At 68.3% G+C, this 14,441-nt stretch carries 13 protein-coding genes and 1 pseudogene; 9 read left to right on the top strand and 5 right to left on the bottom strand.

The window, feature by feature from the left end; genetic code table 11:
• The first annotated feature begins 571 nt into the window (after positions 1–571).
• The 5 genes and pseudogenes from rpmH to MSPGM_RS11870 all read left to right on the top strand — a co-directional run bounded on the left by rpmH (position 572) and on the right by MSPGM_RS11870 (position 4,397).
• Entirely contained in the window at positions 572–706 is a 135-nt protein-coding gene (gene rpmH / locus MSPGM_RS11890; RefSeq protein WP_012253788.1) for a 50S ribosomal protein L34, read from the top strand.
• Between the two features lie 75 nt (positions 707–781).
• Positions 782–1,279 (top strand): ribonuclease P protein component, encoded by a 498-nt coding sequence (gene rnpA / locus MSPGM_RS11885; RefSeq protein ID WP_012752832.1) that lies wholly within the window; start codon positions 782–784, stop codon positions 1,277–1,279.
• Positions 1,272–3,121, top strand: a pseudogene (gene yidC / locus MSPGM_RS11880) (membrane protein insertase YidC). The gene rnpA and the pseudogene yidC overlap by 8 nt, the downstream one beginning before the upstream one ends.
• Before the next feature lie 248 nt (positions 3,122–3,369).
• Entirely contained in the window at positions 3,370–4,029 is a 660-nt protein-coding gene (yihA, locus tag MSPGM_RS11875) for a ribosome biogenesis GTP-binding protein YihA/YsxC (RefSeq protein ID WP_003606313.1), read from the top strand.
• The gene (locus MSPGM_RS11870) at positions 4,026–4,397 is read left to right on the top strand and encodes a DUF423 domain-containing protein (RefSeq protein ID WP_003606314.1); all 372 of its coding nucleotides are present in this window, start codon (positions 4,026–4,028) and stop codon (positions 4,395–4,397) included. Before yihA ends, MSPGM_RS11870 begins: the two co-directional genes overlap by 4 nt.
• Before the next feature lie 263 nt (positions 4,398–4,660).
• On the opposite strand, the gene MSPGM_RS11865 is transcribed toward MSPGM_RS11870, so the two are convergent.
• From MSPGM_RS11865 to MSPGM_RS11850, 4 genes are all read right to left on the bottom strand, one after another.
• Positions 4,661–6,100, bottom strand: a complete 1,440-nt coding sequence (locus MSPGM_RS11865; protein ID WP_003606315.1) for a short-chain fatty acid transporter — start codon at positions 6,098–6,100, stop codon at positions 4,661–4,663.
• A 127-nt stretch (positions 6,101–6,227) separates the two neighbouring features.
• On the bottom strand, positions 6,228–6,902 hold the full coding sequence (locus MSPGM_RS11860) for a metallophosphoesterase family protein (RefSeq protein ID WP_012752829.1): 675 nt from the start codon (positions 6,900–6,902) through the stop codon (positions 6,228–6,230).
• Positions 6,903–7,079: 177 nt separating this feature from the next.
• Entirely contained in the window at positions 7,080–9,704 is a 2,625-nt protein-coding gene (gene clpB / locus MSPGM_RS11855) for an ATP-dependent chaperone ClpB (protein ID WP_261926380.1), read from the bottom strand.
• A 227-nt stretch (positions 9,705–9,931) separates the two neighbouring features.
• Positions 9,932–10,726, bottom strand: coding sequence for an MOSC domain-containing protein (locus MSPGM_RS11850; protein ID WP_003605278.1), 795 nt, complete (start codon positions 10,724–10,726; stop codon positions 9,932–9,934).
• Positions 10,727–10,862: 136 nt separating this feature from the next.
• Here MSPGM_RS11850 and MSPGM_RS11845 point away from each other — a divergent pair, with 136 nt between their 5' ends.
• On the top strand, positions 10,863–11,639 hold the full coding sequence (locus MSPGM_RS11845) for an MOSC domain-containing protein (RefSeq protein ID WP_003605280.1): 777 nt from the start codon (positions 10,863–10,865) through the stop codon (positions 11,637–11,639).
• 7 nt (positions 11,640–11,646) lie between these two features.
• On the opposite strand, the gene MSPGM_RS11840 is transcribed toward MSPGM_RS11845, so the two are convergent.
• Positions 11,647–11,871 (bottom strand): hypothetical protein, encoded by a 225-nt coding sequence (locus MSPGM_RS11840; RefSeq protein WP_003605282.1) that lies wholly within the window; start codon positions 11,869–11,871, stop codon positions 11,647–11,649.
• Positions 11,872–12,270: 399 nt separating this feature from the next.
• Here MSPGM_RS11840 and argB point away from each other — a divergent pair, with 399 nt between their 5' ends.
• The 3 genes from argB (at position 12,271) to MSPGM_RS11825 (ending at position 14,438) form a co-directional block, all read left to right on the top strand.
• A complete protein-coding gene (argB, locus tag MSPGM_RS11835; RefSeq protein WP_003605284.1) occupies positions 12,271–13,167 on the top strand; it encodes an acetylglutamate kinase in 897 nt (298 codons plus the stop codon).
• A gap of 87 nt (positions 13,168–13,254) precedes the next feature.
• Positions 13,255–14,001 (top strand): pyrimidine 5'-nucleotidase, encoded by a 747-nt coding sequence (locus tag MSPGM_RS11830; RefSeq protein WP_003605285.1) that lies wholly within the window; start codon positions 13,255–13,257, stop codon positions 13,999–14,001.
• Positions 13,998–14,438: a metallopeptidase family protein gene (locus tag MSPGM_RS11825; RefSeq protein WP_003605286.1), complete on the top strand. Its 441-nt coding sequence runs from the start codon at positions 13,998–14,000 to the stop codon at positions 14,436–14,438. The genes MSPGM_RS11830 and MSPGM_RS11825 overlap by 4 nt, the downstream gene beginning before the upstream one ends.
• Positions 14,439–14,441 lie beyond the last annotated feature (3 nt).

Below are 14,441 nucleotides of genomic sequence, written 5' to 3'. Positions count from 1 at the left end.
GCCGAAAGGAGGTTCACGTCTTTTTAACGTTAACGGCGCTAGCCGGCACGAGGCCCAAAGCGCGGCACTCGGCGTGCGGAGAGAGGCAAAAAAAGAAGCCGCCCCAGGAGGAGCGGCTTTCGTGAGTCTTACAGGGAGGCATCAAGCAGACTGGAAAGAGATCCCAATCAGGATCCAGACAATCTGGATGTGCCTCTTTGTAGAACGGAAAGGTTAACGCCGCGTTAAGAGCCCGGCCGTCGCTGCGGGAGCTGCGGGAATCGTCGGCACAGGCCCGTGAAGACCCAAGCCGGGACGCGCGCGATCGCAACACAGCGGTCAGATAGCCACCGCCACCCGCCGAATCGGTCGCGGAATCGCTCGAACCGACGCAGCGGCGGCCGGGGCTGTCATGAGTTGGGCGCCGTCATTGACTTGCAGCGCCCCCTCCGCCATAAGCCGCGCCATTGCGAAGCGGCGCCCCGTTCCGGGCGCCCTTCGCGTTTGCAGATCCCATTTCGAGGCTCACGCACGGTCCGCGCGCTCATCGGCAGCGCCGCCGGGCCGATACCTCGGCCGCCGGAGACCGACCATGAAGAGAACCTATCAGCCCAGCAAGCTCGTTCGGAAGCGCCGTCACGGCTTCCGCGCCCGCATGGCCACTGCCGGCGGCCGCAAGGTCATCGCGGCCCGCCGCGCGCACGGCCGCAAGCGCCTCTCGGCCTGATACGTCCCGCGGCGCCGCCCTTCGCGCGACGCCGCCTTTTGCAACACGAGCCCGCGAATCGGGATCGGAGCGCCCGTGCCGACGATCGGACGTCTCCGGCGGCGCCCGGACTTCCTGGCAGCCGCCCAGGGCCGGCGTTTTCATACGGACCGCATGAGCGCCCAAGGGCGCCTGCGCGATCCGGGCGAGACGCGCGACGGCGCGACCGCCGAGGGCCTCTTCCTCGGCTTCACCATCACCAAGCGCGTAGGGCATGCGACCGAACGCAACCGGATACGGCGACGCCTGCGCAGCGCCGTCGCCGCCGTGGCGGCGGATGCGCCTGCGATCGGAGCGGATGTCGTGGTGATCGCCCGGCGCCCTGCCCTCGACGCCCCGTTCGACAGCCTCGTCGCGGATCTGCGCCGCGCGCTCCATTCGGTGACGCGCCCGGCCACGCCGCGCTCCAGCGACTCCGCCCGGCCGACCTCACCGCGACGCGGCGGGTCCCGCTCCGGGCGCGGTGCGTCGGCTGGCAGCACTCCGCCCTTCCCCCCCACATCGAAAGCGCCTGACGGATCGACCGATGGGTAACGACAAGACGAACATGTTCGTCGCCATCGCCTTGTCGCTGGTGGTCCTGCTTGGCTGGCATTACTTCGTCACCGGGCCGGCCAGCGAGCGGCAGCGACAGGCGGCGCAGAGCCAAACCGCACAAACGGGTGCGCCGCAGACGGCCGACGGCATCCCGTCGCCGAGCCCGCGCGAGGGCAGCCCCAACGCCCCGCGCCCGGCACCCTGCCGGGCGCCGCGGCGCAGGGGCCCGTCTCCCGAGAGGACGCGCTGGCCCGTTCCGCGCGCGTCCGCATCGACACGCCGGCCCTCTACGGCTCGATCGGCCTCAAGGGCGCCCGCATCGACGATGTGAGCCTGAAGAACTATCACGAGACCGTCAGCGACGAGAGCCCGCGCATCGTGCTGCTCTCGCCCACCGGCAGCGCCAACCCGTACTACGCCGAGTTCGGCTGGGTCGGCGCCAATGCGGGCCCGCTGCCCAACGCCGACACCCTCTGGAAGGCGGACGGCGATCTGCTGGCGCCCGGCCGGCCGCTGACGCTGACCTGGGACAACGGCCAGGGCCTCGTCTTCAAGCGCATCGTCGCCGTGGACGACAAGTTCATGTTCACCGTGCGCGACGAGGTGGAGAACACCTCGGCCAACCCGGTGACGCTCTACCCCTACAGCCTCGTCTCGCGCTGGGGTAAGCCGCAGACCCAGGGCTATTACGTCCTGCACGAAGGCCTGATCGGCGTGCTCGGCGGCGACGGCCTGCAGGAATACACCTACGACAAGGTCGGCAAGGAGCCGGCCTATGGCGGAGCCGCCACGCAGGGCAAGGCCTGGACGAACGTGACCGGCGGCTGGGTCGGCATCACCGACAAGTACTGGGCCGCCGCCGCGATCCCGGAGCAGGACAAGCCCTTCACCGGCGCCTTCACCGAGCGCACCGACGGCGCGACCAAGATCTACCAGACCTCCGTGCGCGGCGACGCCGTCACCCTGGCGCCGAACGCGTCGTCGGTGACGACGCAGCGCCTGTTCGCGGGCGCCAAGGAGGTCAACCAGATCAACGCCTACGAGCGCGAGTTCGGCATCAAGCAATTCGATCTGATGATCGACTGGGGCTGGTTCTGGTTCCTGACCAAGCCGATGTTCCGGGCGCTCGACTTCTTCTTCCACCTGCTGGGTAATTTCGGTGTCTCGATCCTGCTCGTGACGCTGATCCTGAAGCTGTTCTTCCTGCCGATCGCCAACCGCTCCTACGTCTCCATGGCCAAGATGAAGGCCGTGCAGCCGGAGATGACCTCCATCCGGGAGCGCTACAAGGACGACCGGGTGAAGCAGCAGCAAGCGATGATGGAGCTGTACAAGAAGGAGAAGATCAATCCGGTCGCCGGCTGCTGGCCGGTGCTGATCCAGATCCCGGTCTTCTTCGCGCTCTACAAGGTGCTGTTCATCACCATCGAGATGCGGCACGCGCCGTTCTTCGGTTGGATTCAGGACCTCGCCGCGCCCGATCCGACGAGCATCGTCAACCTGTTCGGCCTGCTTCCGTTCACGCCGCCCGAGTACATCCCGATCCATCTGGGCGTGTGGCCGATCATCATGGGCATCACGATGTTCATCCAGATGAAGATGAACCCCGCGCCGCCGGACCCGGTCCAGGCGCAGGTCTTCGCCTTCATGCCGATCGTGTTCACCTTCATGCTCGGCTCGTTCCCCGCCGGCCTCGTGATCTACTGGGCCTGGAACAACACCCTCTCGGTGATCCAGCAATACGTCATCATGCGCCGCAACGGCGTGAAGGTGGAGTTGTGGGACAACCTCAGGGGCATGTTCAAACGCGGCAACAAGAGCGCTGCCGCCAAGGGTTGATACCAAGGGCTGACGCTCGACCGTCGAGCGCCGACCTCACACGAGGGCATCGTCCTGGACGCCTGATCCAGGACGATGCCCTCATCTATTGTTGTGCATCATCTCCTTCCGAAAGCCGGCCACCACCTTTCGGGACGATGCTCGAGCGGGGAAGAAGCCGGCAGCCGAGCGGAATGCGCCGCCGCGCATCGGCCGGCATCCCCCCATCCCTCCCCTTGCCCGCAAGGGGGGAAGAAGCGCGCAGCCTCATGACCGACGACCCGACAGACGCCCCCTCCCCCGAACTGCTCGAAGCCGGACGCCTGCTGTTTGCCGGTAGCGCGGACTTCGCCACCGCCGCCCCGGCCCTTGGGGCGTTGCCGCCGATGGAAGGCGTCGAGATTGCCTTTGCCGGCCGCTCCAATGTCGGCAAATCGAGCCTCGTCAACGCCCTGACCGGGCGCAACACGCTCGCGCGGACCTCGCACACGCCGGGGCGCACCCAGCAGCTCAACTTCTTCCGGATCGGCGAGCGCCTGACCCTCGTCGACATGCCGGGCTACGGCTATGCGGCGGTGGAAAAGGCCAAGGTCGAAGCCTGGACCAAGCTGATTCACGCCTACCTCAAGGGCCGGTCGAACCTCGCGCGCGTCTACTTGCTGATCGATTCCCGGCATGGCCTCAAGGAGATCGACACCGATCTGCTCGACGGGCTCGACAAGGCGGCGGTCTCTTATCAGATCGTGCTGACCAAGGGCGACGCGCTGAAGAAGGCCGAGATCGAGAAGCGCATCGCCGGCATCCATGCCGCTTTGGCGAAGCGCCCGGCGGCCTATCCCGAAGTGCTGCTGACCTCGAGCCGCGACGACCGCGGCGTGGCGGAACTGCGCGCCAGCATCGCCCGGCTGCTGCAGGAGCGCGGCGCGTGACCGGCCTCGACCGCGTCCTCGCTGCTCTGGCCGCGTTGGCCGGCGGGCTCGGCGTCGCGGCGAGTGCCGCCGCGGCCCATACCAGCGGCGGCGAGACGCTGAAGACCGCGGCGCAGTTCCTGCTGTTCCATGCTCCCGCCGTGCTGGCACTCACGGGCCTCGCCGCGACCGGCTTCGTCCGCAGCGGCCTCGCCCGCCTTGCGGCGGCGGCGCTGCTGGTCGGCCTCGCGCTGTTCTCGGGCGATCTTGCTCTCCGCGCGCTGACGGGCACGCCCCTGTTTCCGATGGCGGCACCGAGCGGCGGCGTGGTGCTGATGGCCGGCTGGCTGCTCGCGGCGATCGCGGCGCTGGTGCCCGCGCGGCGCTGACCCCTCGTTCAAGCTAAACCTGGGGACGCGTGCGCCGATCCTGGCTCCCGCTCGCCGCGGGCCTCGACGAAGCCTCCCGGCCGAGACCTTCTCGCTCCTCGCCACGAGCCTCGGGTCGGAGAAGAGCACCGGCCATGACAGCGGTCCTCTGCGCCCCGTCCGCTTCACGATTCTCCCCTCCGGCGGCGATGAGGCGGGCGGCCTGAGGGATGCCGGCCTCACCGTGGTGGGCGGCCCGCCGCAGGGCCGCCCCTAGTCACGTTTCACCCCGGCAGGACCGGCGGGTGGTATTCCAGCGTGAAGGCGAGCGCCCAGAGCAGGAACAGCACCACCGGCAGGTGGACGATGAGCTGAAGGAAGCTGAAGCCGACGATATCGCGGGCCTTCAGGCCGAGGATACCGAGCAGCGGCAGCATGAAGAACGGGTTGATGAGGTTCGGCAGGGCTTCCGCCGCATTGTAGACCTGCACCGCCCAGCCGAGATGCACCTTCAGCTCGTTGGCCGCCTGCATCACGTAGGGCGCCTCCAGGAGCCACTTGCCGCCGCCCGAGGGGATGAAGAAGCCGAGCAGCGCCGAGTAGACACCCATGGCGAGCGGGAATGAGCCTTGCGTGTTCATCGCCACGAAGGCGTGGGCGATGACGTCCGAAAGGCTGTGGCCGGCTGCGTTCTTGGCGCCCGTCAGGATCGCGGCGATGGCGGCGTAGAAAGGGAACTGGATCAGGATGCCGGCGGTGGCCGGGACCGCCTTGGAGAGCGCCGCTAGGAAGCGCTTGGGCCGCCAGTGCAGCAGGAAGCCGGCCATCAGGAACAGGAAGTTGTAGGTGTTGAGGTTGGAGATCGCGATCATCCAATCCTGGCGCGCGAATTCCTGGATCAGCCAGCCCGCCGCCAGCAGGCCGATGAGGATCGTCAGGACGGGCGCGTGCTCCAGCCATTCGCCGGGCTGCTTGGGCGGGGCGACGCTATCCTCCTGCTTGGAGACATCGACGCCGAGATCCTGCGCCGTCACCGCCGTCTCGCGGCCCGGCGCGGAGGCGAGCGCGATCAGCGCCGACATCACCACGAGGATCGCGGCGATCAGGATCGACTGCCACAGGAAGATCGTCTCGCTGAACGGGATCACGCCGGTGATCGGCAGAAGGCCCGGCGGCAGGCTTTTCGGGTTGGCCTGAAGCTGCGCCGCGGACGAGGACAGGCCCATCGCCCAGGTCGCGCCGAGGCCGAGATAGGCAGCGGCGCCGGCCGCACGGTAATCCATCCGCAACTCGGTGCGCCGGGCCAGCGCGCGGGCGAGCAGGCCGCCGAAGATCAGGCTCAGGCCCCAGCTCAGGAGCGAGGAGAGCATGGTGGCGAGCGCCACGTATCCGATGGCGCCGCGGCCCGTCTTCGGCACCAGCGCCATCCGGTCGATCAGGGCCTGCACCGGGGCGGAGGTCGCCACCACGTAGCCGCCGATGGTGACGAAGACCATCTGCATGGTGAAGGGGATCAGGCTCCAGAACCCGTCGCCGAAGCTCTTCGACACCGCCTGGACCGGCGCGCCGTTGATGAGCGCGGCGGATGCCACGATGACGACGGCGATGGCCACGAACACGAAGGCGTCGGGAAACCACTTCTCCGCCCAATCGGTGAAGCGGAGTGCGAGGCGGGCCATGGCCCGCTCCTCGGTCCGCATGCGGGGCTCTGGGGGCGAATCCATCGGCGTCGGCTCCTGATCCGCGGCACGAGCGGCCGCGGTTAGGCCCTGTTAGAGAGGGAGCCGAGGCCGGGTTCAAGCCGGTCCGATGATGAAACCTCAGCGCTCACAGAAATCGAGGGTGCCTGACTCAACCAGCCGAGACGCGCAGGAATTCCAGCGCCGGGCCCTGCGCCTGCGAAAAGACGCCTGCGGTCAGCGCGTTGCCGAAGACGGCACCCGTGTCGAGATTGGTGCGGAAGCGGCGGCAATCCGGCCCGCCGCGGGTCTGCGGCGTGTGGCCGTGGACGACGTGGCGGCCGAAATTATAATCCTCGGAGAGGAACGGCTCGCGGATCCAGAGCCGGTTGTGAGGGTCGGGGTCCGGCACCTCCCCCTCGGGGCGGAAACCGGCATGGACGTACCAGCGCTGCGCATCCTCGTGCAGGGTCGGCAGGGCCTCGATCCAGTCGAGCATCTCGCCCGGCAGCTCTTCCGGCCCCGAGACGCCGAACGACGTGAGGGTCTCGGCGCCGCCATTATAGACCCAATGGTCGAGGGCGCCGGGCTCGCGCAGGCTCTTCAGCAGCATCTCCTCGTGGTTGCCCATCAGGCAGACCACGTCCTCCGGCTCGCGCCACTGCAGGCGCCGCAGGGTCTCGATCACCCGCGCGCTGTCGGGGCCGCGATCGATGTAGTCTCCGAGGAAGACCAGCTTCTTCGCGCGGGTCCCTGCATGGGCCTCGATGCGTTCCAGCAGGCGGTCGAGCAGGTCGGCGCAGCCGTGGATATCGCCGATGGCGTAGGTGATCGTCTCGGCAGTCATCCGCTCGTTGTCGATGGGAAATCGCTGCAACGCAAGACGAGGACGGACCGGGGCCAGGGGCAACCGGCCGAAGCCGCGCGCGTCGCTTCGCGGCGCGTTGACGCGGCCGCTCCGGAGCGGCCGCGGACGAGGCTGCCCCGGCGCGGTCTCCCGCGCCAGGGCCTTTCGTTCACCGGATCAGTTCAGCAGCACGCCCGCCGGCCGGCGCTCGGCGGCGACGTCGCCGATCATCAGCCCGGCCGGGCCGACGCGCACCGGCACCGTTTCGCCGTCGTGGATCACCCCCGAGAGGATCGCTTCGGCGAGCGGATCCTGCACGTTCTTCTGGATCACCCGCTTCAGCGGCCGCGCGCCGTAGGCCGGATCGTAGCCTTTGTCGGCGAGCCAGGTGCGGGCCTCGCCGTCCACGTCGAGAGTGATCTTGCGATCCTCAAGGAGCTTGGCGAGACGCCCGAGCTGGATGTCGACGATCGCCCCCATCTCCGAACGCGCGAGGCGGTGGAACAGGATGATCTCGTCCACCCGGTTCAGGAATTCGGGCCGGAAGTGACCCCGCACCACGCCCATCACCTCATCGCGCACCACGTCGGTGTCCTGGCCGGCCGGCTGGTTCACCAGATACTCCGAGCCGAGGTTCGAGGTCATGATCAGCAGCGTGTTGCGGAAGTCGACCGTCCGCCCCTGCCCGTCCGTCAGGCGCCCGTCGTCGAGCACCTGCAGCAGGACGTTGAACACGTCCGGATGCGCCTTCTCGACCTCGTCGAACAGCACGACCTGATAGGGCCGGCGCCGCACGGCTTCGGTCAGCGCACCGCCCTCCTCGTAGCCGACATAGCCAGGAGGCGCGCCGATGAGGCGGGCGACCGCGTGCTTCTCCATGTACTCGGACATGTCGATGCGCACGAGCGCGGTGTCGTCGTCGAACAGGAAGCCGGCCAGCGCCTTGGTCAGCTCGGTCTTGCCGACGCCCGTCGGCCCGAGGAACATGAACGAGCCGATCGGCCGGTTCGGGTCCTGCAGGCCGGCCCGCGCCCGGCGGACCGCGGTCGAGACCGCTTCCACCGCCTCGCGCTGGCCGACGACGCGCTTGGCGAGCGCCTCCTCCATCGCGAGCAGCTTTTCGCGCTCACCCTCCAGCATCTTGTCCACCGGCACGCCGGTCCAGCGGGAGACGACGCCCGCGATATGGGCCGGCGTCACCGCCTCCTCGACCATGCCGTCGCGGGCGACCGCGCTCTCGGCCGCGGCCTCGATCTCGGAGAGCTGCTTCTCCAGGCCGGGGATCACGCCGTAGGCGAGCTCGCCCGCGCGCTGGTACTGGCCCTGGCGCTGGGCCGAGGCGAGTTCGTTGCGCGCCTCATCGAGCTTCTTCTTCAGCTCGGCGGCGGCACCCAGCTTGTCCTTCTCGGCCTTCCAGCGCGCCGTGATGGTGGCGGACTGCTCCTCGAGGTCGGCCAGTTCCTTCTCCAGGCGCTGCAGCCGGTCGCGGGAGGCGGAATCCGTCTCCTTCTTCAGCGCCTCACCCTCGATCTTCAGCCGCACGATCTCACGATCGACGTTGTCGAGTTCTTCCGGCTTCGAATCGACCTGCATGCGCAGGCGCGAGCCGGCCTCGTCGACGAGGTCGATCGCCTTGTCGGGCAGGAAGCGGTCGGTGATGTAGCGGTTCGACAGGGTCGCCGCCGCGACGAGCGCGCTGTCCTGGATGCGCACGCCGTGGTGCTGCTCGTACTTCTCCTTAATGCCGCGCAGGATCGAGACTGTGTCCTCAACGGTGGGCTCGGACACGAAGACGGGCTGGAAGCGGCGGGCGAGCGCGGCGTCCTTCTCGACATGCTTGCGGTACTCGTCGAGCGTGGTCGCGCCGACGCAGTGTAGCTCACCCCGCGCCAGCGCGGGCTTCAGCAGGTTCGAGGCGTCCATCGCCCCGTCCGCCTTGCCGGCGCCGACGAGCGTGTGCATCTCGTCGATGAACAGGATGATCTGGCCTTCCGCGGCGGTCACCTCGGAGAGCACGCCCTTCAGCCGCTCCTCGAACTCGCCGCGATATTTCGCGCCGGCGATCAGCGCGCCCATGTCGAGGGCGAGCAGGTTCTTCTCCTTGAGGGATTCCGGCACGTCGCCGTTGACGATGCGCAGGGCCAGCCCCTCGACGATGGCGGTCTTGCCGACGCCGGGCTCGCCGATCAGCACGGGATTGTTCTTGGTGCGGCGCGACAGCACCTGAATCGTGCGGCGGATCTCCTCGTCGCGGCCGATCACCGGGTCGAGCTTGCCCTCGCGGGCCGCCTCGGTGAGGTCGCGGGCGTATTTCTTCAGCGCGTCGTAGGCGTTCTCGGCCGAGGCATTGTCGGCGGTGCGGCCCTTGCGCAGCGCGTTGATCGCCGCGTTGAGCGAGGCCGCGGTGACGCCCGCCGCGGTCAGGATGCGGCCGGCCTCTCCGTCCTTCTCGACGGCGAAGGCCAGCAGCAGGCGCTCGACGGTGACGTAGGAATCACCCGCCTTCTCGGCGGCCTGCTCGGCGGTGTCGAACAGGCGCACGAGTTCGCGCGTCGCCTGCGGCTGCGCGGCATTGCCCGAGACCTTCGGCTGCTTGGCGAGCCATTGCTCGACCTGCGCATGCGCGACCCGCGACTGGCCGCCGGCCCGGTCGATGAGACCGGCGCAGAGCCCTTCGGGATCGTCGAGCAGGACCTTGAGGAGATGGCCGGGCGCGAGCTGCGGGTTGCCCTCGCGGACGGCGAGATTCTGAGCGGCCTGGACGAAGCCACGGGCGCGCTCGGTGTACTTTTCGAAATTCATGCGTGTTGCCCTTCCCCGGATCGAAGATCGTCCGCCCGCTTGCGCGGCACGGAGCCTCCGATGCGTTGTCCCGCGGGGTGAGCCCCACCGGGACACCGGCGCTTTATTGTGAGCCGCCGGTAGGGATGATCTGGTGTTGCGTATACGTGACACAAGAGGGAGAGGGCGTCCAAAACGCATCCCAGGCGGGCATTCGGACCAAGCTTACGCGGCCGATGCGTGGCCGTTCAGGCGGCGTCTTCGGCTTGCGGCATCACGTTAAGCCGGTCGCCGACCGCCACGGCGCCGTCGCTGAGCACTTCGAGGTAGATGCCGAGATCGACATGGTCGAAATGGCGTTTCAGCGCCTTCGGCAGGTTGGTGTCACGCCGGGCCGTCTCCGGATTCACATCGACGGCAGCGCAGCGCGGCGTGCGGGCGAGCCCCCGCAGACGCAAGCCCGCGACGGTCACCTCCCGGCCGACCCAATCCATCTCCGCCCACGGCTCCAGCCCATCGACGTAGATGTTGGCGCGGAAGCGCAAGGGGTGGATCGCGCCGCCTGTCCGCTCTTCCAGGGCGCGGACCGAGGCGAGGTTGATGAGCGAGACCGCCCGCATGAAGGCCGGCGAGATCACGCTGCCGTCGGTGAACTTGTGGTCGGCCGCCCGCACGAGGCGTGGTCGCCCCTTGGCCGCTGGGCCGACATAGGCCTCGAAGAAGCGCTCGACCGCCTCGCGGCCCTCAGGCCGGGTCAGATCCTCGCTGAGCAGCGTCGCGCCGTCGCGGGTGATCGTGAGCTGCCCGGTCTCGGGATCGAACCGCGTCGCGAGCGCCGCCAGCACCTCGTTGCTGCGCAGCATCAGGAAGTAGCCCTTATCGAGCGGCTCCGGATTCTGTGGGTCGAAGGCCGTGGTGCCGAGCGCGAGGGCATATTCGCGGTCGAAGGCGAGGCCGGACGCGCGAGCCAGCGTCAGCGCCGGAAGCGGCTCGGCCGAGAGGCCCTTGACCGGATATCTGTAGAGCGCGGTGACCTCGGCCATCTGTCCTCATCCTCCTGACGCAAAGCGGCAGGCTGACCGAGACCGCGGCGCCGGACCATGCGGAATTCTCCGTAGGCGGCGCAGGGCCCCACCGGCCTGGTTGCAAATCGGGCGCGTCCGGCCTTAGCGAGTGGGGATGAGCCAGAGCCCTGCCCTCCGCATCGCCGCCCTCTACCGCTATCCGGTCAAAGGTCTCTCGCCCGAGGCCGTAGAGACGGCCGAACTGGAAACCAGCGGCTACTTTCCCGGCGACCGGCTCTACGCCATCGAGAACGGCCCCTCCGGCTTCAACGAGACCGTGCCGCGCCACCTGCCGAAGATCGCCTACCTGATGTTGATGCGTAACGAGGCGCTGGCCCGGCTGCGCACCCGGTTCGACGACGCCACGCATCGCCTCACGGTCGAGGAGAACGGTGTGCAGGCGGTGGATGCGGATCTGAGCACAGCGGAGGGGCGCGCGGCGCTCGCCGAGTTCATGAAGGGCTTCCTGCCGCAGGAACTGCGCGGCGCGCCGCGGGTGCTGACAGCGCCGCCCGGCTACCGCTTCACCGATTCGCGCACAGGCTACGTCTCGCTCATCAACCGTGCGAGCGTGGCGGCAACCGAGGATCTCGTCGGCGCCCCGGTCGATCCCCTCCGCTTTCGCGGCAACCTCTATCTCGACGGGCTGGAGCCTTGGGCCGAACTCGACATGGTCGGCCGGGTGCTGGAAGCGGGCGACGTCCGATTGAAGATCACGAGCCGAACCGAGCGCTGCGCGGCCACCAATGTCGATCCGCAGACGGGCCAGCGCGATCTGTCGATCCCGAGGACCCTGATGCAGGGTGTCGGCCACACCGATTGCGGCGTCTACGCCGAGGTTCTGGCCGGCGGCGTGCTGCGGACGGGCGACAGCCTGCGGGTGATCGGCTGACGCGGACTCAGCGCTTGCGAGCTTGGGCGCGCGCCGTGAGCCAGAGCGGCTCGGGCTCGGCGCAGGGCAGGAGCGCGGCCACGGCGTCGAGATCGACCGCGTAGTTGTCGGTGAGCTGGCGCCAGACGTCGGCGGACGAGCCCGCGCCCTGACCGAGACGCTCGACGATGCGGGCAAGCAAACCGGGATGCGTCAGACTCGGACGCGGCATCGCCAGATCGGCACTCAGCATGGTCGGCCCCCTTCGTTCAACCAGGGCATGATTGATCGCGATGGTTAACCGCCGTTTAAGCATCGCGCTGAAATCAGCTGAGATGAAGAACTGGATAGAGCTGAACGACCACACATAGCCGGTCTTGCCCGCCAGACTTGAGTTTCACCGTCTCCGACCCTCGATCCCGCGATCGGCCAGGCGGCGTTTCAAGAGTGACACGAAGCGTCGCTAGAGCATCGCCCCGTGGGGTGGCCGCCGGCATCCGACGGGCCGGCGCCGGTCGGATGGCCTGACAACGCTCTTCGCATGGCACCCATCGCGGGATCGCGAGCACGCGGACTCTTCGCTCTGCACAAAGCCTGCGCTAGAAGCCTGCCGAATCCGCCTCCGACTCGAGAGAGAGCCAGGACGACCGCGATGACCGATCCGCTGCCGAACGTGCATGTGCGCGCCGAGATCCTGACCCAGGCGCTGCCGCACATGCAGCGCTACGATCAGGAAATCGTCGTCATCAAGTATGGCGGCCACGCCATGGGCGACCCGGCGGCGGCGGAGGACTTCGCCGAAGATATTGTGCTGCTCGAACAATCCGGCCTGAAGCCGATCGTCGTGCATGGCGGCGGGCCGCAGATCGGTAAGATGCTGGCCCGGCTCGGCATCGAATCGGAGTTCCGCGGCGGGTTGCGCGTCACCGACGAGGCCACCGTCGAGGTGGTCGAGATGGTTCTGGCCGGCTCGATCAACAAGCAGATCGTCGGCTGGATCGCCGCCGAGGGCGGCCGGGCGATCGGCCTGTGCGGCAAGGACGGCAACATGGTCCGCGCCAAGCGGGCGATGCGGACGATCAAGGATCCCGACAGTAACATCGAGCAGGCGATCGACCTCGGCCTCGTCGGCGAGCCCGAGCATGTCGAGCGCGGCGTGCTCGATGCGGTGCTGAAGGCCGAGCTGATCCCGGTGCTTGCTCCCGTGGCCTATGGCGAGGACGGCAAGACCTACAACGTCAACGCCGACACCTTCGCCGGCGCCATCGCCGGGGCGCTGCGGGCCAAGCGCCTGTTGCTGCTGACCGACGTGCCCGGCGTGCTCGACAAGGACAAGAACCTGATTCAGGAGCTTTCGGTCGAGGATTGCCGCCGCCTGATCGCCGACGGCACCATCACCGGCGGCATGATCCCGAAGGTCGAGACCTGCATCTACGCCCTCGAACAGGGCGTCGAGGCGGTGGTCATCCTCAACGGCAAGGTCCCACACGCGGCGCTGCTCGAGCTGTTCACCGATTTCGGCGCGGGCACTCTGATCCGGCGCAGCTGACGGCAGCGCTTCCCAGCGGCTTTCAACTCCCTACATACGGGACGGGGCATCCCCGTCCCGTTTCTCCTTTCAAGCGTCACCCTCCCCTTGCTCCTTCCCGGCGAGAGTCACTTCACCACCTCCGACGCCCGCGGGTTCTCCCACGTTGATACCTGGGTGTTCGATCTCGACAACACGCTCTACCCGAGCGACGCGCGGGTCTGGCCGCAGGTGGACGAGCGGATCACGCTCTACGTCATGCGGCTCTACGGGCTCGACGCGATCTCGGCGCGCGCCCTTCAGAAGCATTTCTACCACCGCTACGGCACCACCCTGAAGGCGCTGATGGTGGAGGAAGGGGTCGATCCCCACGACTTCCTCGACTTCGCCCACGACATCGACCACTCGACGATCAAGCTCGACGAAGCGCTCGGGACCGCGATCGAGCATCTGCCGGGCCGCAAGCTGATCCTCACCAACGGATCGCGCCGCCACGCGGAATCGGTCGCGGGCAAGCTCGGCATCCTCGACCATTTCGAGGACGTGTTCGACATCGCCGACGCCGACTTCATCCCCAAGCCCGACCGCGGCACCTACGAGCGCTTCCTTCTGCGCCACGGGGTCGATCCCCGGCGCTCGGCCCTGTTCGAGGACATCGCCCGCAACCTCGTGGTGCCGCACGACCTCGGCATGGCGACCGTGCTGGTGGTGCCGCCGACGCCCGATCCGTTCCGCGAACTGTTCGAGCAGGAAGCGGTGCAGGAGCCGCATATCGACCACATCACCAGTGATCTGGCGGCCTTCCTGGTGCGCTGCGTGCTGCCGGTCGTCCCGCCCGAGCCCGCCGCGCCGTGAGTGAGACGGCTGCGGGCCACTGGGCCGAGATCAAGGCTCCGAGTCTGGCCGAGATCGAGGCCCTGGCCGAGGCCGCCTTCGCCGCCCTGCCGGAGGAATTCCGGGCGCTCTGCGCGGGCGTGCGCATCCACATCGACGACTTTCCCGACGACGAGACCCTGACCGAGATGGGGTGCGAGTCGGAGTTCGACCTGCTCGGCCTGTTCCGCGGCATCGGGCTGGCGCAGGCGGGCGAAATCGCCACGGGGCAGATGCCCAACGCCGTCTGGCTCTATCGCCGGCCGCTGCTCGATTACTGGGCCGAGCACGACGAGACGCTGGGCCACCTCGTCACCCACGTCCTCGTCCACGAGATCGGCCACCATTTCGGCCTCTCCGACGACGACATGGCCGGCATCGAGGCGGCGGCCGACGCGATCGAGCCGTCGGACGCCTGAGGC

It is taken from the genome of Methylorubrum sp. GM97, from assembly GCF_024347855.1.
In the GTDB taxonomy this organism is placed as follows: domain Bacteria; phylum Pseudomonadota; class Alphaproteobacteria; order Rhizobiales; family Beijerinckiaceae; genus Methylobacterium; species Methylobacterium extorquens.
Note: the sequence above shows the minus strand (reverse complement) of the source record. Positions and strands in the feature narration are given on the sequence as shown.

What these genes read in the sequence shown, in the direction of transcription:
- MSPGM_RS11865 (WP_003606315.1), bottom strand. Translation starts at nt 6,100, where the DNA reads ATGGATTCGCCCCCAGAGCCCCGCATGCGGACCGAGGAGCGGGCCATG.
- MSPGM_RS11850 (WP_003605278.1), bottom strand. Translation starts at nt 10,726, where the DNA reads ATGGCCGAGGTCACCGCGCTCTACAGATATCCGGTCAAGGGCCTCTCG.
- rpmH (WP_012253788.1), top strand. Translation starts at nt 572, where the DNA reads ATGAAGAGAACCTATCAGCCCAGCAAGCTCGTTCGGAAGCGCCGTCAC.
- MSPGM_RS11860 (WP_012752829.1), bottom strand. Translation starts at nt 6,902, where the DNA reads ATGACTGCCGAGACGATCACCTACGCCATCGGCGATATCCACGGCTGC.
- argB (WP_003605284.1), top strand. Translation starts at nt 12,271, where the DNA reads ATGACCGATCCGCTGCCGAACGTGCATGTGCGCGCCGAGATCCTGACC.
- MSPGM_RS11845 (WP_003605280.1), top strand. Translation starts at nt 10,863, where the DNA reads ATGAGCCAGAGCCCTGCCCTCCGCATCGCCGCCCTCTACCGCTATCCG.
- yihA (WP_003606313.1), top strand. Translation starts at nt 3,370, where the DNA reads ATGACCGACGACCCGACAGACGCCCCCTCCCCCGAACTGCTCGAAGCC.
- clpB (WP_261926380.1), bottom strand. Translation starts at nt 9,704, where the DNA reads ATGAATTTCGAAAAGTACACCGAGCGCGCCCGTGGCTTCGTCCAGGCC.
- MSPGM_RS11840 (WP_003605282.1), bottom strand. Translation starts at nt 11,871, where the DNA reads ATGCTGAGTGCCGATCTGGCGATGCCGCGTCCGAGTCTGACGCATCCC.